Origin of the sequence: Arthrobacter sp. MYb224 (assembly GCF_002975455.1) — a bacterium.
Taxonomy (GTDB): Bacteria; Actinomycetota; Actinomycetes; order Actinomycetales; family Micrococcaceae; genus Glutamicibacter.
The window spans coordinates 61,802-88,317 of record NZ_PCPU01000003.1 but is presented as its reverse complement, the minus strand read 5'-3'; the positions used below and the strand labels follow the sequence as shown (position 1 = coordinate 88,317).

Genomic DNA, 26,516 nt, shown 5'->3' with positions numbered 1-26,516 from the left:
CGAAATTCTAGCCGGGAGCGTAGCATCGAAGCATTAGACGGAGCCGCGAATTAGAGGAGCCATGTCGATGCTGCGCATTCCACCGCCGGTATTAGCGCTGGGCGCCGGTGCGCTGCAGGCGCTCCTGTCGCGCCATCGCCACAGCTCGCCGCGCTCACGAGTATTCGCGGGATTGCTGTTGCCGGTCTGCTTGGCGCTGGATATCTCCAGCCTCCGGGCCTTCCGCCGCCGGCAAACGACCATCAACCCGATGGCCTTGGACTCGGTGAACGATCTGGTGACGGACTCGGCGAACGCCTTGACTCGCAATCCGATGTATCTGAGCCTGGCGGGGTTGCTCGTAGCGCACGCCCTGTGGCGGCGCAGCGCGCTGGCGTTGCTTCCGGCCGCGGGAGTTGTGCTGCTGCTGGACAGGGTGCAGATTCCCGCCGAGGAAGCAGCGCTCGAAAGGGCCTTCGGCCAGCGCTATCGCCGCTACCAGGAGCAGGTCCCGCGGTGGATTTCGGGGCGCACGATCCAGCGACTGCTCGCACGGTAGGCTGGGCGCATGTACCTGGAAAACATCGTTTTTGACTCGGTGGATCCGCAGCGTCTCGGTCGATTCTGGCAAGAGCTGCTAGGCTGCGAATTTCTGGACGAGGATGCCAGCGGATTCGAAACGCGCCTGCACATCCCCGACGGGCCGACCCTCGACCTGTGCTTTCAACGTGTTCCCGAAGCTCCGCGGGATCCGGTCCGGCTGCATCTGGACCTGCTCGGTGGCCAGGAGCAAGAACAGGTGATCGCCCACGCGCTCGCCTTGGGCGCGAGTCCCAAGGATATCGGGCAGCAGGATGTCCCTTGGGTGGTGCTGGGCGATCCTGAAGACAACGCCTTCTGCGTCATGGAAGGCCGCGCAAGCTATAGCAATACCGGACCTATCGCCGCGCTGCCCCTGGATTCCTCCGATGTGCGTCGCGATGCCGCCTTCTGGTCCTGGCTCACCGGCTGGGAGCAGACCGCGCTTGGCCGGCCCGGAACGCTGCGCCATCCAAGCTATCGCGGGCCGGTGCTGGAAATATGCCCCGAACCGCTGGCCAAGGGACCGGAAAAGAACCGGCTGCACCTGGACGTGCGTTTGGAAGCCGCCGATGATGCCGCGGCGCTCGCCGGAGAGATCGTGCGCCGCGGTGGCACGGAATTGCATCCGAATTGGGGCGAACTGCCCTGGCGCGTCTATCAGGACCCCTCGGGCAACGAATTCTGTGTCCTGCCCGCGGCGGGAAATGACCTATGAGCCAGGAGCTTGAAGCCGACGCTTGCTTCGCCGATGCGCGCCTCGCCGAGCTCTATGACCCGCTTGATGCCGACCGCAGCGATCTGGAGCCTTATGCGCAGATCATCGACTCGTTGGGTGCGCGCAAGATCTTGGACGTGGGCTGCGGGACCGGAACCTTCGCCTGCCAACTGGCCGCGCGCGGACTGCAGGTCACCGGGGTCGATCCTGCGGGCGGCAGCTTGGCGGTGGCCGGAGCCAAGCCCCAGGCGCCGCTGGTGCAATGGGTGCATGGGACGGTGGATGATGTGCCGGCAGGAGATTATGACGTGGCGGTGATGACCGCAAACGTCGCGATGGTCTTCACCGGCGATGTCCAGTGGCAGCAGACCCTGGAGCGCATCGCGCAATTGCTGAAACCTGGCGGGCGGCTGATTTTCGAGGCACGGCGGCCCGAAGCGCGTGCCTGGCTGAATTGGACGCCGGAATTGACCCGCGAAACGACCCTGATCGATCGGCTGGGGCCGGTCAGCACCTGGATCGAAGTGCTGGACTACGCCGATGAGTTGCTCAGCTTCCGTGAGACCTTTCGCTTCGAGCAGGAAGGCACCGAACTGGTCTCGCATTCCACACTTCGCTACCGCACTCGCCAAGAGCTGACGCGCACGGTGGAAGCCGCGGGATTCTCGGTGGAGACGGTGCAGGAGGCCCCGGATAGGCCCGGGCGGCAGTTCGTGTTCATTGCCCGGCGCGACACGAGCGATTAGTCTCGTCTCCATTGGCGAGAACCACCCAACGCAAGGAAACATCGTGAGAGAGCAACAGCCGTCTCAACCCCTGCCCGAGGGCATCGCCGCGGTCTACGGCACCGGATTTCCGGTGGTCCTGGTGCACGGCAACGGGGTGGACCACCGGATCCTCTTCGCCCTCGATGAGCAGTTGGAAACTGCCGGCACCCTGCAGCGCATCTACATCGACCTGCCCGGATTCGGTGGGACTCCAGCCTTGGCGGGCCGCGCCGGCCTGCCCGAATTCGCCGCCTGGCTCCAGAAGCTGTTGCAAAGCCACTTGGGGGCACGCCCGTTCGCGCTGATCGGCAATTCGCTCGGCGGCCTGCTCGCCCAGGAGATGGCAGACCGCTTCGAATCCCAGGTGCGCGGAATGGTGCTGCTGGCGCCGGTGACCCGACCGGCGGCCGAGGAACGCACGGTGCCGGCGCGCAGCGTGGTGCACGAAGACGAACTGCTGCTCGAGGAGCTGGGTCCGGTCAATGCCGGGCACTACGCGCAGATGTCGGTGATCCAGACCCGCGCGAACTGGGAACAATTCGAGCGCCATGTGCTGCCCGGAGTGCTCGCCGCTGACCTGCGCGCCATGGCGCATCTGTCCACCCGCTACTTCCTGGAGACGTTGCCGGTGGACCGCGAGCGGATTTCGCAGATTCCGGTGCTCATCGCCTGTGGAAGGCAAGACCATATCGTCGGGTTCGAGGACGCCAAGGCGCTGCTGGTCCGCTACCCCAACGCTTCCTTCCTCGAACTGGACCGTGCCGGACACAACGCGCATATTGACCAGCCCGAGATTTTCGCCCAGGCGTTGGCGCGCTGGACCGCGACGCTCACTATTAGCGGCTAGCGCTCGCCGGTATCCTCGCCGCACCCTGCCATGACTTGCCACTACTTCCGGGAGTTCTGATTCGTTGCGTCAGATGAAAACCTCGGGGTGTGACTGATAACTTTATTTGGCGGTTAAGTTGCAGCTCTACATGGCGGTTCGTGCAGTCCCAGTAGGGGGAACGTTCTACGGGAAAGTTCGGGGCAGCCGTTTGCGCAGTACACCGCTGTGCAGAGGCGCGTTGATTTTTCGGAGGGAGTGAATCGGAACGATCTTTTCCTGATCTTAGAATGCCGAATATGCGCACCGAATACGATCGTTTAGGAGGCCGATTCAGCTGGGCACTTCTCCTCTTGTCGGTACCGGGTGTCAGAATGGAGACATGCAGCATACGGTCCCTATTTACAGCATCGCGAAATCCTACACCGCCGCCGCCGTTCTTTTGACGTTTAATCCGCAACAACACATCGGTGATCGCCTAGCCTGGCTACCTGCGCATTTGAAGCCTCTGTCGTTCGAAGACAGCTCACTCACACCGTTCCGGGCTCAATGATTACTTTGTTTGGCCAGACTATCGAGTAGCAGTAGAAAACGCCGCAGAACCCTGGGACTCAAAGGACATTATCGCTCGTGCAGAGGTGCAAAACCCCGGCGTATTTCGCTATTCAAATATCGGGTATCTACTTTTACGCTTAGCTCTCGAAGATTTCCACCAGAAGCCTTTTTTCAACGTGCTCGACAGCTTGATCTTTAGCCCTCTTGGTATTCAAGCCTCCCCTTTTGATTGCCCTGATGATTGGGAACAGTGCAACCATCCCGCGATCACTGAAGAATTGCGCAATTACCACCCAGGATGGGTGTACACCGGAACTTTCGCTGCCACGCCCGATGAAGCTGCACGCGGTATTGCATTAATCATGCGAAATGAGCTGGGGTCGGCTTTGCCTGAAGCAATGTTGAAAACCCATTTGGTTGGTGCTCCGCAGAATCATCCGATGTCGCCGGAAGCTGGATACGGGCTGGGACTTATGACGCGCGGTCTACCTCCAGTAGTTGTTGGGCACGGTGGGCAAGGCCCAGGGTTTAATCACTTCACTGCGGTCAGTTCCGATGGTTCTCGCTGGTGCGGAGATACGAGCGTGCATGAAGGTGAAGATCAGGATTTGATTCGTCGTTGCGCGGCGGCTGTGAATCCTCGGTGAGGACGCAGTAGATGCCACACCGAAAACGATCGTTATCTAGAGTCCGGTCAGACGTGGACATGACGTCCAGCACGCGACTCAGCGGATCGGAAGTCTTCCTGGTGGACGTAGTTATCTTGAGCCGTCTATCAAGCGGCTCGGCCTCGTCACCGTTCCGCCGTCGATGCCCGTAGTCGCCCTAGGGCGTGTTCCAGTTGCTTCCGGAGTTGCTGGTTCTCGGTGGTGAGGTCCCGGGCGCGCGCGTTGGCAACTTCGAGGCGGCGTAGCAGGGATGCCTCTGTGGAACGTTGGGGCGCGGGCAGGGGTGAGCCATCCGAGCCGTGCTGTAGGTCGCGGAGCCGTCGAATCTCGATGCAGATATCGGGCTGGGTGTAGAGCCAGGACCGTGAGACCTTCGCCTTTTGCGCGACGATCTGAAAGGTAACCGCGCCGCCCTCGCGGTCGAGGTCGCGAAGAGCCTGGATGGCTTTGGCACGCGTGTTCTCGTGGCGTTGCTGGGCGGCGGCGATCAGGTGATGGCTGTTATCGGCATGCATCAGGTGCTGCCTCGCCGTCTTGGTCGCGTTCCAATGTGGTGATGATCTGGTCGAGGTTCCCCAGGACCTGCTGGTTCATCTCGATCAGTCGTTGCTGGCCGCGGGCTTCGGCCGCGGTGATGATCTGCACGACCTGGTGACGATGTTGCCTGTGCTCGGGCAGGAACTCTGAGGTGGTGATGAACATCGGGCAGCTCAGGCACGCGTTCGCGTGCGGGCAGGACTTCTGGACTGGCAGTCCGCAGAAGCCGTTGGGTAGGGCCTGGGTCGCTCGCCCGACCCGTTGCTTGGCCCAGGCCGCCTCGGCCAATGGTCCGTCGGGGTCGAGGGTGACGGTTTCGCCCTTGATGTTGACCTTCCGCGCGGCTTCCCAGTGCCGGCGGATCGTGGTGTCGCTGAGCCGGGCGTAGTGGGCTGTCATGACGTGGGAGTCGTGGTCGAGAATTCGCCGGACTACTTCTTGGGGGACGTCTCGGTTGATTAGCCTGGTGCCCAGGGTGTGCCGGAAGCTGTGCGGGACGACGCGAACGGGTTGGCCGTGCTCGTCACGGACGGCGCAGCGCTTGAGCCAGCGGTGAAGGGCCTTGCGGTAGACGCCGTCGCTGACCGGCTCCTCGCCGTTGTCGTTGTGGGTGACGCGGGGGAAGAGCACCGGCGTCCCGTCCGGCCAGTCCTCTTGGAGGCGGTGTCGCTGCGCGGTGATGGCGTCGGCGAGGTCGGCGTCGATGGGCACCAGGGCCTCGCGTTTCATTTTGTGGTTGAGGTAGCGAAGGTAGGGCGCGCCCTCGCCGTCGTAGGCGATGCAATCGGTCGGCAGGCGGACGGTGTCGGTGATGCGCAGCCCGCACCCCATCAAGATCTGCGTGATCAGCGTGTAGCTGGGGTTGTTCCACTTGGCGAGGTTGTTCGGGTTCTCCAGTTGGGTCATCAAGGTTTCGCTCAGCGCGCGAGGTTGCCGGATGGCTTCCTTGGGGAAGTCCTCGCTGTAGAACATCACCGCTGAGGGCAGAGAGTCATCCCAGCCGTGTTGCCGGATGGTGGTGAAGAACAGATTCAGCTGCCCGATTAGCATGCGGTGTTTCACGGTGCCCGAGTATCGGGCGTGCAGGTGGGCGAGGTAGCGTTCCAGCGCCTCCCGGTCCAGCTGTCCCAGCCCCTGGACGGAGGGTGCCGCAGCGGTGAGGAACTGCCCGAAAGAGGTGACCGCCCGGGTGCCCGAGGAGACGCTGACCACTCCGAGTCCCGTGGCCAGGCGCCAGCGGGCCCATCGTTTGGCCAAGGCCTTGAGCCAGAGCTGTGGGATGTCCTCGAACGAGATGCGGGCGAGCCGCTTGTCCTTGATGCCGAGCTCACGCAGCCGCCAAACATCCCGGCCGTACTCGGTGTCCCGACTACTCGACTGACGGGACGTTCGGCGTCGAACGCGCCCCGTCCTCGGTAGTTGTTCGGGTATCAGCGGGCTGGGTGTGCTCACAGTTGTACCTCTCTGCCGGTGAACCAGCCCGATTCCTCCAGCGCCCGGCGGGCGTCCTCGGCACTCAGATGCCCGTAGACGGCGGCAGTAGTGGTGATGTCGGCGTGGCCGAGCAGCTTGGAGACGATCTCGATGGGCACACCGTCACGCAGCATCCGGGTGGCCGCGGTGTGGCGGTACCAGTGCGGATCGAAGTCGATCCCTGTACGTCGGCGCAGCCGTTTGACCAGGTCGTAAACGGCTGTGTAGGTCAGCGGGTGACCGTGGGGTCGACCCCACAGGTTCACAAAGACGTAGTCGGAGTCCAGATCGCCGTACTCCAGATACAGATAGTCGGAATAGAGCCGAACCAACTCTGCACTCACCGGCACCGTCCGCGGGTTGCGTGACTTGGAGCGTGCACCGTTGCCGTTGACCCGACGCTGAACCGTGATCTGGGACTCAGCCGCGGCGATGTCCTCATGTCGTAGACCCAGCGCCTCCCCGATCCGCATCCCGGTGTCAAACAGCACGGCGAACAGGAACCGGTCCCGCAGATGGCCACAAGCATTGAGGATCGTCTGCACCTCGGCGGCGGTTAATACGCGCGGGAGTTTGCGCTGCGCGCTCAGCACGATGGCGCGCCGTGGCTGCGGTGTGCCCTTGCTGATGTGATGCAAGAACGGCTTCCAGCCCGAGCTGCGGCCTCCGGCCGGCTGCCACGTCTTCAGCAACTTCCCGAGGTCGATGCCGTGGCGCGCGGCGTGCTGATAGAACGCGTTGAGAGCGGAGAGCTTGCGATTGACGGTCGCTTCAGTGCAGTGGTGTTCCACCGTCGGCAGGATCGAAACCGACCCGTCGCGCAGGGTCAGCGGACGGCGCAGCCAGGCGACGAACTCAGCGACGTTCTCCAACCGCACCTCACGCCAGTCCAGGGCCTGGCCACTGAGGAACTCAAACCAGTCCTTCAAATCGTGGGCGTAGGCCTTGACCGTGTTGGGCGACCGCTCAATCTGGGTCAAGTACGCCAGGTACCGTTCTATCGGAGCCACCGGGGCCCCGTCATCGCCCAGCACCGTCCATGACTCCCCGCCATCGAACGGGGAAAGCACACGCTGGACAGACATCAGTCCTCCGTGCGGCGCATCATGACAGCCTGCGTCCACGGCGACTTCGGGCACCTGGACACATTCTGCGGTTTGGTCGAGCCGCCCAATCTCGATCGACGGAGACGACGGCCCGTCCTCATCCTCTGAGTACCAGGGGTCATCGGAGCCTTTCTGGGTGTTTGTGAGGGTGAGAGCGCTGGCGGTCCGTTCGAGACGGACGCGCGAGGGCTGAGCATGCGGATGCTGAAAGTTGTGCAACCTACTTCCGAAAGTGACAACGGCGACGCGGAAGCTTCTCGTCCGTCGCGTCCTCTACTTGAGGTTGGTCGCGATCCAGGCCTGCATCGCCTCTCGGATGACCTCAGCGTTCCGCTGTCCTCCGTAAGTTGCAGCGAAACGTGCATCTGCGACATAAAGCTCCGACAGCCCGGTGTAGGCATCGCGGTCGGGGACACGTCCTCCCCAGTATTCAGTCACCCAGCGGTGGTGCGCAGCTACCAGAGCTTGAAATTCCGCGCCAGTAGGGTTGCCTCCGGAAGTCGCAGCATCGCGGAGTGCGGCATTGATATCGAGGCTTCGCTCATCGTCGGTTCGACGTTGATCCGCGCTCATCTGGTCGCGGCGCTTGACGCTGTGCTCCCAAGCGCCGTCCCCCCACCGTTCACGCACTTCACTCTCATGCTGGGCATGGTCGAATCCGGCGAAGATTTCCTGGATAGTCATAGTCTGGCCTTTCGTTACCGCCTCCAGCGTGTGCCGGACGGCATTAATCTGTTGATTGGTGCGGTCTCTTCGCTCTTCCAAAAGGGCGAGATGAGACCTGATTGCCTCGGCGAGTGTTGCATCGTCGTCGAGGGCAATTTGGATGGTCGCGAGCGGAAGCTCCAATGAGCGCAGCGACAGAATCCGGTAGAGCCGCGACAGCTCAGCGTCCCCATAGAATCGGTACCCGTTCTCAGCAACCCGCGAAGGTCGCAGCAGGCCGATCTGTTCGTAGTGTCGCAGGGTTCTACTTGTGACGCCTGTCGCTTGCGACACGTCTCTGATCGGCCACTCCGGCATGGGTGTACTCCTGGTTAGTTTTCGCTCGGGTTAGGAACGACGGATTCGGGGGCCTCGAAGTCCCCTGTGATCTGATCGTTCACCCATGCCTGCGCCGCAGTCTGGTCGACCATTCGCGGCGCAGTCAGCGTCACGGTGTTGCCGTCCGGATCTGAGAAGGTGACATCGGTCGTGAACCAGGGCGTATCGATCGGACCGGTGACATTGCCGCCAGCGCCGCGGATAGAGTCCGCGACTTCGTCGAGGTCGATCTGACCTGCGGCAAAGGACGCCGATACGGTGCCGCGCGCCGCCGTGCCCTGAGTCATGAGGATGTCCTGATACTTCTCACGACGCAGGTGAACGAGGGAGGGCACCCCGCCGGGCCCGGGGATAGTCGCCAGCGTCACGAAACCCGCGGACGCGTAGAAGGCTTCCCCAGCCGTGAGGTCGCTGACAACCAGGTTGATAAACATTGGCATTGGGTAGATCGACCGGTCGATGTCCGGTCCGTTTTTCTCAGTCATAAATATTACAATGCCAGTTGACGTTACGGCAGAGTCAAGCCGATAAGCCTTAAGGTCAAAGTCGAGGCGGCTGGGGCGACCCAGCGGGCGCTCTTGCCGGATGCCGAGCTTTACCGGGCCACCAGCGCTGGATAGATCGAGTTGCGCAACACGCCTTGAGGACTTGGACGGAAGCACCGACGACTTCGGGTGTCCACACAGGCGGTAGCGATCGTCGCCTCATGGACACAGTCCAAGACACGAAACCGCAGGTCAAGGCAAGTCATCGATCCCCGACTCTAGATAACGATCGTTTTTGGGATATTAAAGCCGCCACTTTACAAGTTGTGACTGTTGGGTTCGTTTGACGGCTAAATCGCAGCTCCAAGTGGCGGTTTTAGGCGCCCATAAGCGGGACTATATATGTGAGCGCCGAGAAACGCGAGGGCACGGTCCAAAATCTCGAAGCCCAACGCATCGACCGTGAGATGGAGAGCATTCGCGTCGAGGTGACGTCAGCTCAGGAAGCCTGCCATCAGGGCCGTCAAGAGCACCAGAAAGGCCAAAGCTCCTAGGGACCGCACACCCCGCGGCCTTGGCACTCAAATTCAATGACCTGGCTTGGATCAATAGTGATCTCGCCTGTCAGCGTTCTAATTTCTTCGATAGGTCGCAAAGTCGGACGTGACCGATGCCTCGAATCAGCCCTTATCGAAGACTATGAACTTTCAGCCTGCTGTAGGGTGCATTGTGGTAAAAACTTTAGGCGAGAAGTTACACTATTGAAGATAATAAAAATATTGAGTCCAGAACCAAAAGTTTAAACTACAAGCGTCAGGCATAACGATGAATTTTACTTTTGTAGCATTACCCCTTGCGTTGTCTTTGGTAGCTGCATTACCGGGGATGGCGCAGGCTGTTGAAACTCCTGTTAGCGAAACCCACACGGTGCAGCAGTCCTCGGAATACGCCCTTTCAACGAAAGATTTCTTCCCCGAAAAAACCCCTACGGAATCGAACTACATCGAAGCGGAATCGCCTGCCGATGCAGTAGCCAAGATGGATAAGATGGACGAACTACACAAAGCCGGATTCAATGTGGGTGCCATGGCAAAAGTGAATTATGGGCCTTGCAAGATCGTTGCCGCAGGTTTTCACACCAGAAAATCTGGGAACTATAGTACGGGTGGCTTCAAATCCACAACCTATTGCACCACGAAAGTCACTTCGATCAAGCATTCTTCACAGGCGCGATTTAAACGATTAGCCTGGTGGATCAAAGGTGGCCCGGATATTAGCCAGCCAGCCCAAAAGATAAAGGGCGATAAATATAACGGCACTTACTATCCTGTTGTCTTCACGCAGACAAATCACGCACTGTCATGCAAATCTGCGAAAAAAACCACATGGTCAGGCCGTACTCTCGGAACTATTGTCTACAAAGGCAAGACTTACTATGCTGATGCCTACGCTCCTGTACAGAAGGGGGTTCCATGCCGTCTCTAAGCAGCATCCTGACAAAAATCAAGATTCGCCTTGGCTCGAAATATTCAGAAGATCTGATGGTCTACGTCGTCTATGGGAAACAACCCAGCCCATTTCCAGATCTTGAATACATAGAGCCAATAATTGCGATCGTGGCCAGTGAACGTGAATGCTTTGCGATTCAGGAAAAGTATCTAGACACTAAAGTCAGCTGGGAAGCTCGAAAGGTGCAGGGTGCCGAAAGCATAGACCTGGTAGATGGCTGCGTTTTGTATCTGACGCATACTACTTTGTCATCGTACGATGAGGACGCCGATGGGAATCCAATCTTCGGGATCATGGAGAATCCACAGCCCACGGCTCTATATTGCAGTCGGGACGCCGCTGAACAGCAAGCACCGGAACAATACCTGCACATCGTTACCCTCGGTGAAATAAACCTTCGTGGCGTCGGAGAGCTTTTGGAATAAGTGTCCAGCACCCTACGCCAATACCTGAAGTTGCCAGACATGACGGGGCCGCACCTGCCAGGTGTGGCCCTCTTCATGTTGCTTGCCGCGTTGCAGGAGATGGTATTGGGTTAGATGCCTGTTTGACCCTATCCGTGTTGTCTCAACAAACTATGGGTTGCAAGACGTTTCAAGCACGTTGAAAAGTACGAACGTTGGTGATTGAGTTTCCGGCGTTGCGGTGTTCTACGAGGGCTCCACTCTTGGAGCTCCATGAACCGCCAATTAGTGTCGCGATTTAACCGCCAAATAAAGTTGGCAGTCAAAACCTCCGGGAAAGCATCTCGCCGGCCAGCAGTCCCAGCACCTGCAGACTGGGCTGCCGTTGCGCTGCAACCGGAGAATCACCCACGAACTTGGCGCAGGAACAAGGGCGAATATTTTTTCATTCAGTCACCGAACCCGAACCCCAATCCATCCACCGGAACTCACACCGCGTAGACCACTAATAGGCACCAAGGGCGCTGTGCCCCGGCAACCGGTAAATAAGTGTTCGGCAGGTGAAGTGATCTAGCGGCTGTGAATGAAAAAATTCACCCAAGAAGCCCGGAAACTCCAGACGGATCAGCCGGCCCGGTTGAGCGGGTCAGTGCCCATTGTGGAATTGAGAATTTGCCGATGGCTAGTCCCAGATGTTTTTGAGAGTCAATGGCCGCCCTATCCGCGTCGTTCTTCCGGGCGTAACCTGAAAGTACGACGGCAGACAACGCACAGGCCGGTCGCACCGGGCGGCCCATTTCAGGAGGCGGAGGGTTATGCAACGGAAACTCGGGGTGAGCACCTGGGTGTGGACCGCCAGGCTGACCGATGAATCTTTGGCGCATTTGGCTACCCAAGCGGCGCAGCTGGGGTTCGATGCCATCGAGCTACCACTGGAACAACTCGGCGACTGGGATCCAGAACGGGCCAAGGACCTGCTGGGCGAACTGGGTTTGCACCCGTTGCTTGCCGCAGTGATGCCTGCGGGGCACAACCTCATCGGGGTGCCGAGGGCAGAAGTCGAGGCAACGCAGGACTACCTCCGCGGCTGCATCAACGCGGCGGCCTCGCTCGGCGCAACCACCGTCGCCGGCCCGCTGTACACCGCCACGGGCCGGCTGTTCGCGCTGGACGACGGGCAGCGCAGGGCGGCCTATGCGCAATTGCGCACCGCGTTGGCCCCACTGGTAGAGCACGCCGCCGAGCGAGGCATCACGCTGGCCATCGAACCGTTGAACCGTCACGAAACCTCGCTGCTGAACACTATCGACCAGTGCTTCGACGCGCTAGAGCCCTTGCTGGGCCCCGGATTGGGCATGGGGCTGGACACCTACCATCTGAATATCGAGGAGCAGGACATTGCCGCCGCGGTGGCCCGGGCCACGGAGCACATCATCCATGTGCAGCTGAGCGCGAATGACCGCGGAATCGTGGGAGCTGACCATTTCGATTGGCACGGGTTCGTCCATGCTCTGGACGTCGCGGGCTACGACGGACCGCTGTGCGTGAAGTCCTTCAACCCGCACAACCCCACGCTCGCGGAGGCCGCAGCGATCTGGCGGCCGCTGGCCAGCAGCCAGAATGCCTTGGCCGCCGACTCGCTGGCCTACCTGCGCAATCTCCAAGCCGGCGGCCTCCGCTGAGCGTTGCGCCGGCCCGCGTGCGCTATTTGCCGGCGAAGCGGTTGACCAGCCGAACCGAATCGGGGTGTTCCGACAGGCGGGCAATGCTCGAAGCCTCGGCGTGTAGATGGGCTTCGAGTTCCTCCGCGACGCCGGCGCGGAGCAGGGACTTGGTGGGGCCGATCGCCTGCACCGCGCCGCGCACGAAGCCGTCTTCGAGCTCCGCGAGACGCGGCGCGAAGGTTTCGGAGGACACCGCCTCGTTGGCTAGCCTCCAGTCGACCGCCTGCTCACCGTCCAGCTTGCGCCCGCCCAGGGTCAGCTCCACTGCCCGTTGATGGCCGAGAAGCCGGGGAAGGAAATAGGAGACCCCGGTGTCCGGGCTCAGCCCGATGGAGGCATAGGCGGCCACCAGCGGAGCGGACTCGTCGAGCAGCACCCAGTCGGCGCAAAGCACCAGCCCCAATCCAGCGCCGGCCGCCGCGCCGTTGACCGCGGCGATCACCAGCAACCGGGAACGCACGATCGCCAGTGCCAGCTCGTGGGCCGCCCCGGCCAGCTGCGCCAGATACGCCGGACGGTCCCGGGCAGCGAGCGCGGCCATGGAATACACGTCGCCGCCGGCGCAGAAGTACCGGCCCTCGCCGGTCAATGTCAGCACCTGCACGTCGGGATCTTCCTCCGCGGCGCGCAGCGCGGCCAAGGCCTCGCGCGCCAACGCCAGATTCAGCGCATTGCCCTGCCCGGGACGCTGGAAAACTATGCGCACGATTCCCGGCCGAGTCTTCACGCGGATCGCGGTTGCTGCCTGATTCTTGGTTTCCACCGTGGTGATGGGGATGGGCTGGCTCATGCGCGCGGTCCGCTTTCAATTCTGGCACGTTCGGCCCGCAACTGGCGTTTGAGCAGCTTCCCGGATTGGTTGCGCGGCAGCTGCGCCACAAAATCCACGCGCTTGGGCACCTTGTAGTCGGCGATCCGGCTTTTCACGTGGCTGCGCACGGATTCGGCGCTCAGCTCGGCCCCTTCCTTGAGCACCACCACCGCCGTGATGGCTTCGATCCAACGCTCGTGGGCGATCCCGAGCACGGCCACCTCCGCTACCTGTTCGAGTTCGTAGATGCAGTCCTCGACCTCGCGCGGAGCGACCAGCACCCCGCCGGTGTTGATCACGTCCTTGATCCGATCCACCACCTGGATATAGCCCTGGGAATCGACGGTGACCTGGTCACCGGAACGGAACCAGCCGTCGTCAAAGGCCTGCGCCGTGGCTTCGGGCTTGTTCCAGTAGCCGCTCATCACCTGCGGGGAGCGGTATTGGATCTCGCCGGGTTCGCCAGCCTCGGCTAGCTCACCGGCGGCGTTGAGCACCCGGGCCTCGACGTAGAACACCGGACGGCCGCAGGAGGCCGGACGAGCCTCATGCTCCTCGGGGCGCAGCACCGAACACAGCGGACCCAGCTCGGATTGCCCGAAGCAGTTGTAGAAACCGATCTTCGGGTAGCGTGAGCGCAGCCGCGCCAGAACCGTCACCGGCATAATCGAGGCACCGTATTGGGCTTTGGCCAGCGAGGAGAGATCACGTCTTTCCAGGTCCGGGTGGTTGCTCAGCGGCACCCACACCGTCGGGGCCAAGAACAGCGACCCGATGCCCTCGGCTTCGACCCTTTCCAGGGTCTCGGCGATATCGGGACTGGCTTGCAGCCGGACGCGTGCCCCGAGAGACAAATAGGGCAGCAGGAACACGTGCATGGCCGCGGAGTGGTACAGCGGCATCGCGATCAGCGGGCGGTCCTCGGCGGTGAAATCCAAGGCAATGATTGAGGAAACATACTGGGCCAGCAGCGCGGCGTGGGTCATCATCGCGCCCTTGGGCGCGGAGGTAGTGCCCGAGGTATACAGCAGCTGCACCAGCTCGGTCCCGGAGCCCTGCGCCGCCGGCAGCTGCGCCGCCCCGGGATCCAGCGCGGTTTCCAAGATCGCGGGCTCCCCGGTGCCGGCCGGCAAGAGCGTCCATACCCGTTCCACCGCCGGGGCCCGGCCCTGCGCGCGAACCTGGTCGACCAGGGCGAGCCGCTGTTCGTCGGCTACCACCAGCACCGCGCCCGAATCCTCCAACAGGTAGCTGAGCTCATCGCCTTTCAACGCGAAGTTCACCGGCACATGCACCAGCCCGGCGAGGGCGCAGGCCAGGAAGAGGATCGCGTAGGCATCGGAATTCGCCGCGTAGGCGGCCACCCGGGAACCCGGCGGGAGGTTCGCCTCCTGCAGCCGGCGGGCCACGCGCCGCGCCGCGCTTTCAAGCTCGCGGTAGCTCCACTCGCGCTCTTCGAAGAGCAGGGCGCTGGCCTCGGGGTTGCGCGCGGCGCCGCGGCGCAGCAGTGCCCCGATGGTGTTATGCGAATCCTTGAGGGCGGCAGACCTCGAGTTCGGCTCTTCGCTTGCTGGCAGGGAATCGTTCATGAGCGGGAATCCTTAATCGAGAAATCGTTGGCCCGGTCGGGGCTTAGAGCCGTTCGAGGATGGTGACGTTCGCCTGCCCGCCGCCTTCGCACATGGTCTGCAAACCCCAACGGGTATCGCTGCGTTCCAGCTCATGCAGCAGCGAGGTCATCAACCGGGCACCGGTGGCACCGATGGGGTGGCCGAGCGCAATGGCGCCGCCATTGACGTTGACCTTAGCCATATCCGCCTGCGTTTCCTGCTGCCAGGCGAGGACCACGGCGGCGAAGGCCTCGTTGATTTCGATGAGGTCCATGTCCGCCAAGCCCATCCCGGTGCGGGCCAGCGCGTGCCGCGTGGCGTTGATCGGTGCCGAGAGCATCATCACCGGGTCAGCGGCGCGGGCCGAGATGTGGTGGATCCGGGCACGCGGCTTCAGCCCGTAGCGTTTGACCGCGGCTTCGGAGGCGATCAGCAGCATGGCGGCGCCGTCGGACATCTGCGAGGCGCTGGCGGCGGTGTGCAGGCCGCCGTCGACAATCGGCTTCAGCGAGGCCATCTTCGCCCGGTCCGGTATGCGCGGTCCCTCATCGGCGCGCAATTCGGCCAGCGGCAGGATCTCCCGCTCAAAGTAGCCTTGCTCCTGGGCATGCAGGGCCTTTTCATGGGAAGCGACGGAAAAATCTTCGAGCTGGGCACGGGTGAGCCCCCACTTCTGGACCATCATCTCCACCCCGCGGAACTGCGAGATCTCCTGGTCCCCATAGCGCTGGGCCCACCGCGCGGAGCCGGTGTACGGGTCGGGGAAGCCGAACTGCGCGGCGGCCGTATTGGAATAGGACAGCGGAATGCTCGACATCGATTGCACGCCGCCGGCGACCACTAGATCGCTGGTGCCGCTGAGCACCGCTTGGGCCGCGTAGGACACCGCCTGCTGGCCGGAGCCGCACTGGCGCTCAACGGTGGTTCCCGGAACTTGTTCCGAGAGGCCCGCAGCCAACCACGCGCTGCGGGCGATGTCCATGGCGTTTGGTCCTACCTGGTCGATGCAGCCGAGGATGATCTCGTCATACTGCGTCGAATCGATGCCGTTGCGGCGCACCAGTTCCGCCAGCGGCGCGGCCGCGAGATCCAGCGGGTGCACGGCCGCCAGAGACTTGCCGCGGCGCCCCACCGGTGTGCGCAGCGCATCGATAATGTAGGCCTCGGCCATGGGCTCTCCTCCAAGGTTCGGCGGTTCTCGGGCCGCTCATCACCGTGTTTTCAGTGGTGAAACCGCGTAATCGAATGTTCGTTGATGCTAAGACTAGGATGTCGAACTTACCTTGCGTTGTCTAGGTCACATCAGCGGTGCCGGAACAATGGCGTCCTGCCGGGGCCGGGGAAGCGGTATTGGGCGACCCGAAGGCTTGCTTCGGGACGTGGCAAGAACCCTCAGGGCGGCGCGCCAAGCGGGGAAATACTGCGATCAGCACTTGAACGCGGGGTTCAGGAAGCACTAGGTTACGAATCAGTAGGGTGCGTTGTGCACCCTGCGCAGGAGGAGTAGCAATGGATTCGCAGAGCCCCGACATGAACCAGCCGTCCTCCGCGCACTCCTTGCGCATCCGCCCATGGACGGGCATCGAAGAAGTTCCGGAACTGCTGGACGTGTGGCGATCCTCCGTCGAAGGGCGCCTGGATTTCCTCTCGGCCGCGGATTTGACCTCCGTAGCCTCGACCTTGGAAACCGTTTATGCGCAACGTGCAGAAATTTTCGTAGCGCACCTGGGCGCGCAGGTCGTGGGTTTCATGGCCATGGACGAACGGCGTGTGGAGCTCCTATGGGTCCACCATGAGCATCGCCAACAAGGTATCGGCAGGGCCCTGGCGGCCTTTGCGCTTTCCAGCTGCGCGGAGATCGAAATGGTGCTCAACGCGCAAAACATCGCTGGGTTGGAATTTTTCCGGCGTTGCGGATTCGAATCGGAGGACCAAGCCGGTCTTGTCGGTGCCGACGCCAAAAGCCCTAGCGTGTCCCTGCGTCATGCAAGGGTCCGCGAGCGACCCGTGGAACGATAGACGCATGACAGAAAATACCCGTTCCCTGCGTGAAGTCTCCATCGAACGCCTGGCCTCGCGCCGCTACCAGGCCACCAGCACCGAGAGCGGTGCGAGCATCGAGTTCGGCCAAGGCGAAGGCCTGCTCTCCCCGGTCGAACTGCTGCTGGCCGCGATTGCCGGGTGCTCATCGATTGACGTCGATGCCGCGACGACCAGGCATGCGGAGCCCGAAAAATTCGAGGTCACCGCGACCGGCTACAAGGTCGAAGCAGGTGGCGCGAGCCAGATGGAAGACATCGATATGTCCTTCAACCTGAAGTTCCCCGATACCGTGGAAGGCCGCAAGGCAGCCGGAATGGTCCAGCGCATTGTGAAGCTCTCCCACGACAAATACTGCACGGTCTCGCGCACCGTCGAGCTGGGGTCCAAGGTCACCAGCACCATCGAGGGCACCGACTCGGTTTCCTGATCGGCCACCATTTTCGTGGGCCAGTACTAGGGATGCGTTGAATTTGACCGGCTATGCCAGCTGTTGTGCCGGCATAGCCGGGATGGTGAATTCCTGGTGCGCCCGTCCGCACGGGAAACCGGATGCATGTAACCGGGAATTCAGACACTTGCGAGTCATCCAAAGTCAAGCCCGGAAAGTCGAACTTGTGACCGGGGTCGAAACCAAAATCTTCAAGTACAGTGGTTTCGTATCAAATCTTGTGATCTACTGCTCTATCCGTTGAATTTGCACTCTTTAGGTGCGGAATTAGTTCTTCGATGTCGGTATTTGTCATCCGCTAGGGCCGCCGGTTCTCTCCTTGCCCTAGTCAGCAAAAAATCCTCGTCGTAGTGTCTAAATTATCCCCACGTTGAAGGAGCAGAGATGCAAACTCAGAACGTTCTAGGAAACATTGACTGGGCGTCGATGCTGCAAAAAGTTGCCATCGCGCTTGTTATTCTCATCATCACCTGGCTGGTGGCCAAGGTTGTCAAATGGGCTGTCGCCAAACTCGTCACCAAGATTAAGTTCCTCCAGAAGGAGGGCACCGATGGCAAGCAGATCGGTGATTCGCTAGGCAAGGTCGCGTCGCTGGTCGTTTGGCTCTTCGGCTTGATCGCTATTCTCCAGGTCTTCTCGCTGACCGAGGTGCTGACCCCGGTGCAGGACTTGCTCGCCGGAATCATGGGCTTCCTGCCTAACCTCATCGGTGCGGCCTTCATCTTCATCATTGGCTACGTGATCGCCAATGTAATCAAGCAGCTGATCCAGACCGGTCTGGGAACTGTCGATTTCAGTTCCCTCGTTCGCAAACTGACTCCCGGCGACGGCGAAGAAGTCGACCCCGAGACCTCACTGCGCACGCAGCGGACCATCGTGGATGTCATCGCAAATATCGTGTTTGCGCTGATCCTGCTGGTCGTGGCTATTTCCGCACTGCAGGTTTTGGGCATCGAGGCCATTTCGGTACCAGCGCAGGAGATGCTGCAGATCGTCCTGACCGCAATTCCACAGGTGATCATGGCCCTGATCCTTCTGGCCGTGGGCTTCCTGATCGCCAAGTTTGTTGGCAAGCTGCTTGAATCAACGCTGCGCGGTGTGGGGACCGACAGAGTTGTGGCGGGCTGGGGAGTTGTTCCCGAGGGGCAGAGCGCATCGGGAATCATCGCCACCATCGTGAAGATCGCAATTATCCTGTTCTTCGCGGTCATGGCAGCAAGCATGCTGAACTTCCCGGCAATCACCAACATCCTCAACGAGGTCTTGGAATTGGGCGGCAAGGTCATCTTCGGTGGCGTCATCATCGCCATCGGCTTCGTGCTGGCAAGTGTGATCGGTCGGTTGATGGGCGATACCACCGCCTCGAAGATCATCCGCTACACGGCCATCGCACTGTTCATCGCGATGGGCCTGAAGTACATGGGTCTGGCCGATTCGATTATCAACATGGCCTTCGGCGCCATCGTGATCGGTGCGGCCCTGGCAGCGGCTCTGGCCTTCGGCCTTGGCGGCCGCGATGCTGCGGCTCGCACACTGGAGAAAATCGACATCAGCAAGATGGACGGTCCCGACACCTCGGGCACCGCGCCAACCCGTCGGTCGCCGGCGACACCGCCGACGCCTCCAAATGAGTTCTAGAACTTAGAACCAGCAAAGAGTGGGACCGGGTAACCGGTCCCACTCTTTTTCTTTCCGTTCCGCTGCGGCCCCGAAGAAAATCAGCCTCCCGCCGCCTCCGCGCGAAACTCCAGCGGACTGATCGGCGGGATGGGATCGGTGGGCAACCGCGCATAATTCAACACATCGATCCGCTGGCCATTGATCAGGAACTTGCCGCGCTCGCGTCCTTCGAGAATGAACCCGCAACGCTCGGCGACTATCTTCGACGCCGGATTGTTCACGCGCAAACCCAACTCCAGTCGCTGCAAGCGGTAGCTGGAGAATAACTCCGCCGAGAGGGCGGCCAACGCCCGGCTGCTCAACCCGCGGCCCCGATGCTCCGCGTGCAGCCAATACCAGACCCAGGCGCTCAGGTTCGCCTCATCGATGGTCCCGCACACCAGGCCAACGAGCGCAGAATTCTCGACGACGGCCAACGGAACCTGCCGGGCCGGGAACTCGAGCAACATGCGGACATAGGCTTCGGCCTCGGCAAGCGTACTCACCTCGCCTTGCCGGGCCATATCCGGGCTCGAAAGGAAGGCCGCGAGGACTTGCGGTGCATCCGCTAGGCGAAGCGGACGCAAAGATGCCGTCGTTTGCCCAGCGGCGCCGAGCCGCCGGCCGCTGATCTGGGACGACGCGGATTGACCGGTGCCTTGATGAAAGAGCAATTGCCAACCTTGGGCCGAATGAACCCAGAGCGAGGTGCGTTGGCTCAGGTTCTCCGGCTTGGTTCGCCACCGCAGCATCAGCAGCGAATCGCTGAGCCTGCGCACGCGCGGATCATGCACTTCGTCCCTAGTCGATTCAACGACTGGTTCATTGCACAGCTGCTCGATAATCTGCGCGCGAGAATAGCACCTGCCCGAGGCACCAACCTCTTCGAAATCTGCGTGGAGCAGCCGCAATAATGCCTGCCGATCCCGGCGGACGGCAGGCAAGAGCAGTTGCCGTTCGCCATCGATGACAACCTGTGCCAGCCGATGATCGGTAGACAAATCCTCCGGACCACTGAATTCGCTCATGCCAACGAGTAAAACACAGGCAGAAGCACAGGTTGAAGTCATGAAGTTCGCCAAAGTGAGCTGAGGCATGCTTATAATCCAAGTACTCCGCGGGAGCCCAACAGCGATTGGGCTGAGAGGGCCATGTGCCGACCGCTACACCTGATGCGGGTCATGCCGCCGTAGGAAGGAAATGCCTTCGTGCATATAGTCATTGTCGGCGCCGGAATCATCGGGCTTGCCACGGCATTCGAACTGCGCGCCCGCGGCGCCGAAATCACGCTAGTGGATCCGGCGCCTGGGTTGGGAGCCAGCCACGCCGCGGCGGGAATGCTCGCACCGACCGCCGAAACCACCTGGGGACAGGGCGCACTTCACCGCCTGATGGCCACTTCGGCCAAGGAATACCCCGCATTCATTGACCGCGTGGAACAATCCACCGGCAACAGACCAGCGTACGTAGAAAACTCCACGCTGGTCGTCGCCGCCGAAACCGCGGATATGGACGCACTGCTTGCGCTCATGAAGCTGCAAGCCTCGCTGGGATTCAGCGCCGAGCGGCTGCTGGGCAGCGCGGCACGCAAACTCGAGCCGGCGCTTGCCACCGGCATCGCCGGCGCCATCCGCTGCGCCGAAGACCAGCAGCTGGACCCGCGGTCCCTGCTGCGCATCCTGATCGATGAGCTTGACCGGTCGATCGTGCGCGAAACGGCGGTGCGGCTGCTGCGCCAGGGATCACGGACCAGTGGAGTGCTTACCTCAACTGGCCAAGAAATCCATGGCGATCAGGTACTGCTTGCCAACGGGTTGGGCGCGCTAGCAGGTGCGCCGGCTCTGCCATTGCGCCCGGTCTACGGAGACATCCTCAGGCTCCAAGGACCGGTGGGCGCGCCGCTGATCAAGCACACCGTGCGCGGAATCGTGCATCGGCAGCCGGTCTACCTGGTGCCACGCACCGATGGGAGCCTCGTGCTGGGCGCGTCGAGCCGCGAGGACGGCCAAGAGCAGGTGAACGTGGGAGAAATGCACGCCCTGCTGGACAATGCGCGCAGGCTCGTGCCGGGCATCGTCGACACCACCTTGAACGAGGCGATCGTGCGGGCCAGACCGGCGACACCCGATGATCGGCCGCTGCTCGGACGCGTGGATGAGGGACTGGTGGTTTCCACCGGTTATTCGCGCCACGGGGTGCTGCTTACCCCGCTCGGCGCACGGCTGGGGACCGAGCTGCTGCTCGGGAACCCGGCAGATGCACAACAGCTGACCAGCGTTTCACTCGATAGGTTTGGCGCGCAACTCGCCAACAGCACACCATTCTAGGAGCCAGAGAAGATGCAACAGATCGAATTTATCCTCAACACCGAGGCGGCCACCGTGCCGGCGGGAAGCACCGTGCGCGAGCTGCTCGCGGCGCACTTGGGAAAGAACATCGGAACGGACGGGAGGGCCAGCGACGGGTCGCGTTTAGGCGTTGCGGTGGCGGTGGACTCGGCAGTTGTCCCGCGCAGTGGCTGGAATGACTTCGAGCTGAAGCCCGGCCACCGGGTTGAACTCGTCACCGCGGCTCAGGGAGGCTGAAGATGGAAGAGCTAACTCTTGACACCGATGGCTTCGAGGTCGCCGGGGAACGCTTCGACTCCCGGCTGATTCTCGGCACCGGCGGGGCGACCTCGATGCATACCCTCGAGCAGGCCCTGCATGTTTCGGGCACCGCGCTGACCACCGTCGCCATTCGCCATTTCGCCGCGGCCGGTTCCGGATCGGTGTACGAGCTGCTGGCGCGCAACGGGGTGCGCCCGCTGCCCAATACCGCCGGATGCTTCACCGCGCGAGATGCGGTGCTCACCGCCCAGCTGGCGCGCGAAGCGTTGGAAACCGACTGGATCAAGCTCGAAGTGATCGCCGATGAGCATACGCTGCTGCCGGATCCGATCGAATTGTTCACCGCGGCCGAAGAACTCGTCGCCGACGGCTTTAAGGTCTTCGCCTATACCAACGATGATCCGGCCCTGGCCATGCGGCTCGAACAGCTAGGCGTGGCAGCGGTCATGCCGGCCGGATCCCCGATCGGCTCCGGAATGGGGATCCTGAATCCGCACAACATCTCAACGATTACCGCGCGCGCCGGGGTGCCGGTGATCCTCGACGCCGGGGTGGGGACCGCCTCGGATGCGGCCAAGGCGATGGAGCTGGGCTGCGATGCGGTGCTGCTCGCCAGCGCGGTGACCCGAGCGCAAAACGCGCCCTTGATGGCCGCCGCGATGCGCGACGCGGTCCGGGCCGGGCGCGCGGCGTTCCTTGCCGGGCGTATTCCGCAACGCGATCTCGCGCTGGCCTCATCTCCGACAGCGGGAATGATGCAAAGACTCGTTGGAGAATTCTGATGTCTACCAAGCCGATGCCGCCGCGCAGCCGTGCACAACTCGCCCGGTACACCCGCCATCTGTCCCTGCCCGGGGTGGGTGTGGAAGGCCAAGAGCGTATCGCGAACGCGAAGGTACTGATCGTGGGCGCTGGGGGATTGGGCAGCCCTATCGCCAGCTACCTGATCGCGGCCGGCGTCGGAGAGCTGAGCGTGATCGATCCGGACACCGTCGAACTCTCGAATCTGCAACGCCAGACCGTGCACCGTGAAACGGACCAGGGCCAGCTTAAGGTTGAATCGGTGCGGCGCCTGGCGGAAGAACTGAACAGCGAAGTTTCTGTGCGGCTCTACGCACAGCGACTGGATCCTGGCAACGCGTTGGAACTTTTTGCCGAACACGATGTGGTGATTGACGGCAGCGACAATTTCGCCACCCGGTACCTGTCAAACGATGCCGCGGAGTTGACCCAGACGCCGCTGGTCTGGGGCACCATCTTCCAATTCTCCGGTCAGGTCTCGGTGTTCGACCCCCGAGTGGGCCCAATGCTCAGGGATATTTTTCCCGACCTCCCGGAAGCGGATTCGGTCCCTTCCTGTGCCGAGGGAGGAGTCTTCGGGGCCCTTTGCGGAGTCATCGGTTCGCTGATGGCCACCGAGGCGCTGAAGCTGATCACCGGCGTCGGAGAACCTTTGAGCGGAAAGCTCTGGCTCTACGACGCGTTGGAGGCAAGCGTTCGCATCTTGACGTTTGCACGAGATCCGGAGCGTGCTCCGGTCACCGGGCTCGGTGAATATACCGTGGCGTCCTGTGCGGTTGCAGGCTCCGCCCAGGAGCTAGACGCAAGTGAATTTGAACTGCTTCGGGCCGCCCGGGAAGTCCTGGTGGTAGATGTTCGCCAGGGGTGGGAACGCGAGCTTGCGGTCATTCCCGGCAGTGTCCACTTCCCGCTGGAAAGACTTGCCAACGAAGGCTGGCGGGAGCTTCAGAGCTTCCCTGCAACCGAGCTGGTTTTCGTGTGCAAAACCGGTGTTCGCTCGCTGCGCGCCGCCACGGAATTGAACCAGTCGCTCCCCGAAGGCAGCGCCCGGGTGCGGAGTTTGCGCGGGGGAACGCTTGGGTGGCTTGCGGAAATCCGCGATGAAATAGTGACTTACTAGCCGGTGCTGACATACTGAGGCTATGCAGCGTTCCACGAAACTAGTGATCAGAGAGCTTGTTCCGGATGATGAAAGGCAGGCTATCGCCGCTCATCACGACTTGCTGGACGATGACTTTGATTTTCTTCCGACGTGGTCCGCACGCCAAAACTGGGAGGCGTACATCGAGCGCATGGCCGAGGGGCGCAGCGGCGAGTTCGTCCCCGAGGGATGGGTGCGCAGCGGACTGTTCGTTGCCGAACTGGACGGACAACTCGTTGGCCGTGTTTCGGTGAGGTACGAACTCAACGATTTTCTCAGCGAAGTCGGCGGACACCTGGGCTATGGTGTTGTCCCGAAATTCCGCGGACAGGGAATCGCCACCCAACTGTGCAGATTCGCCCTCGCCGAGCTGGGATCCCACGGTGTCGACTCGGCTTTGGTAACCTGTGATAAGCAGAACGCCGCCTCGCGCGCAACGATTATCGCGTGCGGCGGCCAAATAGATCAAAACCGTCCCTCGGTTGAAGAAAACGGCGGAAATACGAAGCTCCGCTATTGGATTTCAACACGCGGCTAGATCCCGTTAATCAAGTAATTTCTGTATGTTGCGCCACAGATAAACAACGCAATTGCCTCGAGCGCGTAAAATAGTATGTTGGGTCGCCTGTGGCCCCGCCTCCGAGACCCTAAATTCTCTACACGAAGTGAGCCTTCCCGTATGTCAGATACAACTCTCATCCGTCGCGACGACCTGCGCAACGTAGCAATCGTTGCTCACGTTGACCACGGCAAGACCACCTTGGTCAACGCAATGCTCCAGCAGACTGGTGCATTCGACAGCCACGGTGAAACCGAAGATCGCGTGATGGACTCCGGCGAGTTGGAACGCGAGAAGGGCATCACCATTCTTGCTAAGAACACCACGGTGTTCTACAGCGGTCCGGCCGCCGAGGGCAAGAACATGACCATGAACATCATCGACACCCCGGGTCACGCTGACTTCGGTGGCGAGGTCGAGCGCGGCCTTTCCATGGTCGATGGCGTGGTTCTGCTGGTTGACGCTTCCGAAGGTCCACTGCCACAGACCCGTTTCGTGCTTCGCAAGGCCTTGAGCGCCAACCTTCCGGTGATCATCGTCGTGAACAAGACCGACCGCCCGGACTCGCGCATCGAAGGCGTCATCTCCGACTCCATGGATCTGCTGCTGGGTCTGGCCTCGGACTTGGCCGATGAAGCTCCAGATCTGGATCTGGACGCGATCTTGAACGTTCCTGTCGTCTTCGCTTCGGGCAAGGCCGGCTACGCGTCGAAGAACCAGCCAGAAGACGGCACCCTGCCAGACAATGAGGACCTCGAGCCATTGTTCGAGACCATCATCAAGCACGTGCCGGCCCCGACCTACAACGAGGGCGAAGTTCTCCAGGCGCACGTCACCAACCTTGACGCCTCGCCATTCCTTGGCCGTCTTGCCTTGCTGCGTATCTTCAACGGCACCCTGCGCAAAGGCCAGGTCGTCGCCTGGGCCCGCCAGGATGGCACCATGAAGCAGGTCAAGATCACCGAGCTGCTGGCCACCAAGGGCCTGGCCCGCGTTCCGGCCGAAGAAGCCGGTCCGGGCGAGATCGTTGCAGTCGCCGGTATCGAGGACATCATGATCGGTGAAACCCTCACCGACCTTGAGAACCCAAAGCCATTGCCGCTGATCACCGTTGATCCACCGGCCATCTCGATGACCATCGGTATCAACACCTCGCCGCTGGCCGGCAAGGTGAAGGGTGCCAAGGTGACCGCGCGCCAGGTCAAGGACCGCCTGGACAAGGAACTGATCGGTAACGTTTCGTTGAGCGTACTGCCAACCGAGCGTCCGGATGCTTGGGAAGTTCAGGGCCGTGGCGAATTGGCACTGGCAATCCTCGTCGAGCAGATGCGCCGCGAAGGCTTCGAACTGACCGTTGGCAAGCCACAGGTTGTCACCAAGATGATCGACGGCAAGGTCAACGAGCCAATGGAACACATGACCATTGACGTGCCAGAGGAGTACCTCGGCGCAATCACCCAGCTGATGGCTTCGCGCAAGGGCCGGATGACCAACATGGCCAACCACGGCACCGGCTGGGTCCGCATGGAATTCATGGTTCCAGCCCGAGGCCTGATCGGCTTCCGTACGCGCTTCATGACCGAAACCCGCGGCGCCGGCATTGCCGCCTCGTTGGCTGAAGGCTACGAGCCATGGGCCGGTCCGATCGAGTACCGCATCAACGGTTCGATCGTGGCTGACCGCGCTGGCGTGGTCACTCCGTTCGCGATGATCAACCTGCAGGAACGCATGAACTTCTTCGTGCGTCCAACCGAAGAGGTCTACGAGGGCATGATCGTTGGCGAGAACTCGCGCGCCGATGACATGGACGTGAACATCACCAAGGAAAAGAAGCTCACCAACATGCGTGCGGCTTCCTCGGACTCCTTCGAGAACCTGACCCCACCGCGTAACCTGACTCTCGAAGAGTCGCTGGAATTCGCTCGCGAAGACGAGTGCGTTGAGGTGACCCCGGAAGCGATCCGCATCCGCAAGGTGCTGCTGAACGCAAACGACCGTGCCAAGGCAACGCGTGCACGAGCAAAGAGCTAACCAGCCGCTCACCGTCGGCGGCAACCCGGGCGCGCTGCTGCGTGGCCTGGTTGCCGCCGTGGTTGCAGGTTTACTCGGTACGGCAATCCACGCTTCGCTGAGCTACGCGGGCGATATCCCGCTGGTCTGGGGAGTGCTGCTGGCTTGGCTGCTGCTGGGGCTGCTCGTTTACTGGTCTGTGATTGCCTCGGGCAAGCTCTGGGCCGGGGCGGTCGGCTTCATCGGCTGCTACCTGGTCGTCGGCTCGATTTCCTATTTCGGAAACGACACGCTGATCTTGCCGCTGCAGTACCTTCAGTACCTGCCAGGTCCGACCATCGCGTCCCTGTTGTGGATGTATGGAATGATCGTGCCCGCCGTGATCGCGTTAACCGCTGCACTGCGAGTGCTTCGCAAACGCCAGCGTTAAGCCAAAAAATCCCCAGCCAAT

Annotated in this window: 28 protein-coding genes, 1 pseudogene and 1 riboswitch; of the genes and pseudogenes, 20 read left to right on the top strand and 9 right to left on the bottom strand. The window is 61.6% G+C overall.

Annotation, left to right across the window (positions count from 1 at the left end):
- The first annotated feature begins 67 nt into the window (after positions 1–67).
- The 6 genes and pseudogenes from CQ017_RS06360 to CQ017_RS06340 all read left to right on the top strand — a co-directional run.
- Positions 68–538 (top strand): isoprenylcysteine carboxylmethyltransferase family protein, encoded by a 471-nt coding sequence (locus tag CQ017_RS06360; protein WP_105553340.1) that lies wholly within the window; start codon positions 68–70, stop codon positions 536–538.
- A gap of 9 nt (positions 539–547) precedes the next feature.
- On the top strand, positions 548–1,276 hold the full coding sequence (locus CQ017_RS06355; RefSeq protein WP_105553037.1) for a VOC family protein: 729 nt from the start codon (positions 548–550) through the stop codon (positions 1,274–1,276).
- Positions 1,273–2,022, top strand: a complete 750-nt coding sequence (locus CQ017_RS06350; protein ID WP_105553036.1) for a bifunctional 2-polyprenyl-6-hydroxyphenol methylase/3-demethylubiquinol 3-O-methyltransferase UbiG — start codon at positions 1,273–1,275, stop codon at positions 2,020–2,022. The genes CQ017_RS06355 and CQ017_RS06350 overlap by 4 nt, the downstream gene beginning before the upstream one ends.
- A 43-nt stretch (positions 2,023–2,065) precedes the next feature.
- Entirely contained in the window at positions 2,066–2,890 is an 825-nt protein-coding gene (locus tag CQ017_RS06345; RefSeq protein WP_219843917.1) for an alpha/beta fold hydrolase, read from the top strand.
- Positions 2,891–3,251: 361 nt separating this feature from the next.
- On the top strand, positions 3,252–3,422 hold the full coding sequence (locus CQ017_RS18225) for a hypothetical protein (protein WP_181148221.1): 171 nt from the start codon (positions 3,252–3,254) through the stop codon (positions 3,420–3,422).
- 37 nt (positions 3,423–3,459) lie between these two features.
- Positions 3,460–4,071: pseudogene (locus CQ017_RS06340) on the top strand (serine hydrolase); the annotation flags it as partial.
- Positions 4,072–4,217: 146 nt separating this feature from the next.
- Here the strand turns inward: CQ017_RS06340 and CQ017_RS06335 are convergent.
- The 5 genes from CQ017_RS06335 to CQ017_RS06315 form a co-directional block, all read right to left on the bottom strand.
- A complete protein-coding gene (locus CQ017_RS06335; protein ID WP_105553034.1) occupies positions 4,218–4,607 on the bottom strand; it encodes a DUF6262 family protein in 390 nt (129 codons plus the stop codon).
- On the bottom strand, positions 4,594–6,081 hold the full coding sequence (locus tag CQ017_RS06330) for a site-specific integrase (RefSeq protein WP_258133524.1): 1,488 nt from the start codon (positions 6,079–6,081) through the stop codon (positions 4,594–4,596). The genes CQ017_RS06335 and CQ017_RS06330 overlap by 14 nt, the downstream gene beginning before the upstream one ends.
- Positions 6,078–7,187, bottom strand: a complete 1,110-nt coding sequence (locus CQ017_RS06325) for a site-specific integrase (RefSeq protein ID WP_181150506.1) — start codon at positions 7,185–7,187, stop codon at positions 6,078–6,080. The genes CQ017_RS06330 and CQ017_RS06325 overlap by 4 nt, the downstream gene beginning before the upstream one ends.
- A 294-nt stretch (positions 7,188–7,481) precedes the next feature.
- Positions 7,482–8,231, bottom strand: a complete 750-nt coding sequence (locus CQ017_RS06320; protein ID WP_105553033.1) for a MerR family transcriptional regulator — start codon at positions 8,229–8,231, stop codon at positions 7,482–7,484.
- A 14-nt stretch (positions 8,232–8,245) separates the two neighbouring features.
- A complete protein-coding gene (locus tag CQ017_RS06315; RefSeq protein WP_013347428.1) occupies positions 8,246–8,737 on the bottom strand; it encodes a VOC family protein in 492 nt (163 codons plus the stop codon).
- Between the two features lie 404 nt (positions 8,738–9,141).
- On the opposite strand from CQ017_RS06315, the gene CQ017_RS18055 reads away from it, so the two are divergent.
- The 4 genes from CQ017_RS18055 (at position 9,142) to CQ017_RS06305 (ending at position 12,332) form a co-directional block, all read left to right on the top strand.
- A complete protein-coding gene (locus tag CQ017_RS18055; protein ID WP_181148222.1) occupies positions 9,142–9,291 on the top strand; it encodes a hypothetical protein in 150 nt (49 codons plus the stop codon).
- Between the two features lie 271 nt (positions 9,292–9,562).
- The gene (locus tag CQ017_RS17845; RefSeq protein ID WP_146112438.1) at positions 9,563–10,222 is read left to right on the top strand and encodes a hypothetical protein; all 660 of its coding nucleotides are present in this window, start codon (positions 9,563–9,565) and stop codon (positions 10,220–10,222) included.
- Positions 10,210–10,671, top strand: coding sequence for a hypothetical protein (locus tag CQ017_RS06310; RefSeq protein WP_105553031.1), 462 nt, complete (start codon positions 10,210–10,212; stop codon positions 10,669–10,671). Before CQ017_RS17845 ends, CQ017_RS06310 begins: the two co-directional genes overlap by 13 nt.
- Positions 10,672–11,465: 794 nt before the next feature.
- On the top strand, positions 11,466–12,332 hold the full coding sequence (locus tag CQ017_RS06305; protein ID WP_105553030.1) for a sugar phosphate isomerase/epimerase: 867 nt from the start codon (positions 11,466–11,468) through the stop codon (positions 12,330–12,332).
- A gap of 22 nt (positions 12,333–12,354) precedes the next feature.
- On the opposite strand, the gene CQ017_RS06300 is transcribed toward CQ017_RS06305, so the two are convergent.
- The 3 genes from CQ017_RS06300 to CQ017_RS06290 are packed head-to-tail and all read right to left on the bottom strand — an operon-like array spanning position 12,355 to position 15,966.
- The gene (locus tag CQ017_RS06300; protein ID WP_258133523.1) at positions 12,355–13,164 is read right to left on the bottom strand and encodes an enoyl-CoA hydratase/isomerase family protein; all 810 of its coding nucleotides are present in this window, start codon (positions 13,162–13,164) and stop codon (positions 12,355–12,357) included.
- On the bottom strand, positions 13,161–14,774 hold the full coding sequence (locus CQ017_RS06295) for a fatty acyl-CoA synthetase (protein WP_105553029.1): 1,614 nt from the start codon (positions 14,772–14,774) through the stop codon (positions 13,161–13,163). The genes CQ017_RS06300 and CQ017_RS06295 overlap by 4 nt, the downstream gene beginning before the upstream one ends.
- A 43-nt stretch (positions 14,775–14,817) precedes the next feature.
- Positions 14,818–15,966: an acetyl-CoA C-acetyltransferase gene (locus CQ017_RS06290; protein WP_105553028.1), complete on the bottom strand. Its 1,149-nt coding sequence runs from the start codon at positions 15,964–15,966 to the stop codon at positions 14,818–14,820.
- A 338-nt stretch (positions 15,967–16,304) separates the two neighbouring features.
- On the opposite strand from CQ017_RS06290, the gene CQ017_RS06285 reads away from it, so the two are divergent.
- The 3 genes from CQ017_RS06285 to CQ017_RS06275 all read left to right on the top strand — a co-directional run bounded on the left by CQ017_RS06285 (position 16,305) and on the right by CQ017_RS06275 (position 18,924).
- The gene (locus CQ017_RS06285; protein WP_096287834.1) at positions 16,305–16,814 is read left to right on the top strand and encodes a GNAT family N-acetyltransferase; all 510 of its coding nucleotides are present in this window, start codon (positions 16,305–16,307) and stop codon (positions 16,812–16,814) included.
- A 4-nt stretch (positions 16,815–16,818) separates the two neighbouring features.
- Positions 16,819–17,265 carry an OsmC family protein gene (locus CQ017_RS06280; RefSeq protein WP_096287836.1) on the top strand — a complete coding sequence of 149 codons (447 nt, stop codon included), beginning with the start codon at positions 16,819–16,821 and terminating at the stop codon, positions 17,263–17,265.
- Between the two features lie 405 nt (positions 17,266–17,670).
- Complete coding sequence (locus tag CQ017_RS06275) at positions 17,671–18,924, top strand: mechanosensitive ion channel (RefSeq protein WP_105553027.1); 1,254 nt, start codon at positions 17,671–17,673, stop codon at positions 18,922–18,924.
- Between the two features lie 80 nt (positions 18,925–19,004).
- Here CQ017_RS06275 and CQ017_RS06270 read toward each other — a convergent pair whose 3' ends face one another.
- The gene (locus tag CQ017_RS06270; RefSeq protein WP_219843916.1) at positions 19,005–19,973 is read right to left on the bottom strand and encodes a GNAT family N-acetyltransferase; all 969 of its coding nucleotides are present in this window, start codon (positions 19,971–19,973) and stop codon (positions 19,005–19,007) included.
- 79 nt (positions 19,974–20,052) lie between these two features.
- Positions 20,053–20,158: riboswitch (TPP riboswitch) on the top strand.
- Here CQ017_RS06270 and thiO point away from each other — a divergent pair.
- The 7 genes from thiO (at position 20,154) to CQ017_RS06235 (ending at position 26,495) form a co-directional block, all read left to right on the top strand.
- Complete coding sequence (gene thiO / locus CQ017_RS06265) at positions 20,154–21,272, top strand: glycine oxidase ThiO (protein WP_105553025.1); 1,119 nt, start codon at positions 20,154–20,156, stop codon at positions 21,270–21,272. Its footprint overlaps the riboswitch before it by 5 nt.
- A 12-nt stretch (positions 21,273–21,284) precedes the next feature.
- Complete coding sequence (gene thiS / locus CQ017_RS06260) at positions 21,285–21,530, top strand: sulfur carrier protein ThiS (protein ID WP_105553024.1); 246 nt, start codon at positions 21,285–21,287, stop codon at positions 21,528–21,530.
- 2 nt (positions 21,531–21,532) lie between these two features.
- Positions 21,533–22,336 carry a thiazole synthase gene (locus CQ017_RS06255; protein ID WP_105553023.1) on the top strand — a complete coding sequence of 268 codons (804 nt, stop codon included), beginning with the start codon at positions 21,533–21,535 and terminating at the stop codon, positions 22,334–22,336.
- Complete coding sequence (locus CQ017_RS06250; RefSeq protein WP_105553022.1) at positions 22,336–23,475, top strand: ThiF family adenylyltransferase; 1,140 nt, start codon at positions 22,336–22,338, stop codon at positions 23,473–23,475. The genes CQ017_RS06255 and CQ017_RS06250 overlap by 1 nt, the downstream gene beginning before the upstream one ends.
- Positions 23,476–23,497: 22 nt before the next feature.
- On the top strand, positions 23,498–24,034 hold the full coding sequence (locus tag CQ017_RS06245) for a GNAT family N-acetyltransferase (protein WP_105553021.1): 537 nt from the start codon (positions 23,498–23,500) through the stop codon (positions 24,032–24,034).
- A 141-nt stretch (positions 24,035–24,175) separates the two neighbouring features.
- Complete coding sequence (typA, locus tag CQ017_RS06240) at positions 24,176–26,086, top strand: translational GTPase TypA (RefSeq protein ID WP_096284523.1); 1,911 nt, start codon at positions 24,176–24,178, stop codon at positions 26,084–26,086.
- Positions 26,067–26,495, top strand: coding sequence for a hypothetical protein (locus tag CQ017_RS06235; RefSeq protein WP_096284526.1), 429 nt, complete (start codon positions 26,067–26,069; stop codon positions 26,493–26,495). Before typA ends, CQ017_RS06235 begins: the two co-directional genes overlap by 20 nt.
- Positions 26,496–26,516 lie beyond the last annotated feature (21 nt).